We start from the raw sequence: 1,119 nt of genomic DNA, 5'->3' as shown, positions 1-1,119 counted from the left end.
GCTCGCGCGGGTTGAAGCTGGATGACTCCGCCATCTTTTCGTACCAGTCGCCGGCTTCGTCTTCCGGCGGCACATGGATCATCAGCCGCAGATACAGATCGCCAGGGGTCTTGCCGGGCAGTCCCTTGCCCTTCAGCCGCACCTGCTTGCCCGACTGCGAGCCCTTCGGCACTTTCAGGTTGACCGCCCCGTGCGGGGTGGGTGCCTCGATCGTGGCGCCCAGCGCGGCCTCCCACGGGGTGATCGGGATGTCGCGGTACAGGTCGCGCCCTTCCACCCGGTAGTTGGGGTCCGGCTTGATGCGGATCTCCAGCAGCAGGTCGCCCGGGGCGCCGTTGCCCACGCCCGGGTCGCCCTGGCCGCGTACCCGGACCCGCGAGCCGTCCTTGGCGCCGGCGGGGATGCGCACGCGCTGCGGGCGCCCGCGCGGGTCGGTCACCGACAGCTCGGCGCCGTGCATGGCCTGCTCCAGCGAGACCTCCACGACGCCTTCGCGGTCGGCACCACGCACGTCGAAGCCGCGCCGGCGACCACCGCCACCCATGCCGCCGCCGCCAAAGATCGACTCGAAGAAGTCGGAGAAGCCGCCGAAATCGGCCCCGCCGGCACCCGGTCCGGCGCCCCGTGCGCGGCCGCCGGCACCCGCGCCGGCACCCGCACCGGTCCAGCCGTCCCAGCCCGGCGGCGGACGGAAGTCCTGCCCCTGGCGCCAGTTGGCGCCCAGCTGGTCGTAGGCCTTGCGCTTTTCCGGGTCCCCGAGGGCCTCGTAGGCCTCGTTGACCTCCTTGATGCGCGTCTCGGCCTCCGGGTCGTCACTGACGTCGGGGTGGTACTTGCGCGCCAGCTTGCGATAGGCCTTCTTGATGTCGTCCTGGCTGGCGTTACGGTCCACGCCCAGGATCTTGTAGTAGTCCTTGTATTCCATCTCCTGCCTCGAGTCGGAACCCTTTCGGCGACCGGCGAAGCCGGTGTGTATGCGTTCGGGTACCACCCGAATCCCGGGCCATCATACCCGGGATTCGGGTGCTACCGGCACCAATCAAAAGGCGCTGCCCGCTCGCGCCGGCAGCGCCCGCTGGAAGGCCCGCGCCCCGGCCGTGGCCGGGGCGCGGGCCTTCC

1 protein-coding gene is annotated in these 1,119 nt (G+C 71.0%); it reads right to left on the bottom strand.

Translation table 11 applies throughout. The features are described 5' to 3' along the window. On the bottom strand, positions 1 to 925 hold a 925-nt coding region (locus B1A74_RS13880; protein WP_077244975.1), incomplete at its 3' end, for a DnaJ C-terminal domain-containing protein. Between the last annotated feature and the right edge of the window lie 194 nt (positions 926 to 1,119).

The sequence above is a fragment of the Thioalkalivibrio halophilus genome (assembly GCF_001995255.1).
GTDB classification, from domain to species: Bacteria; Pseudomonadota; Gammaproteobacteria; order Ectothiorhodospirales; family Ectothiorhodospiraceae; genus Thioalkalivibrio; species Thioalkalivibrio halophilus.
The sequence above is the reverse complement of the archived record's forward strand: the minus strand, read 5'-3'. Positions and strand labels throughout refer to the sequence as shown.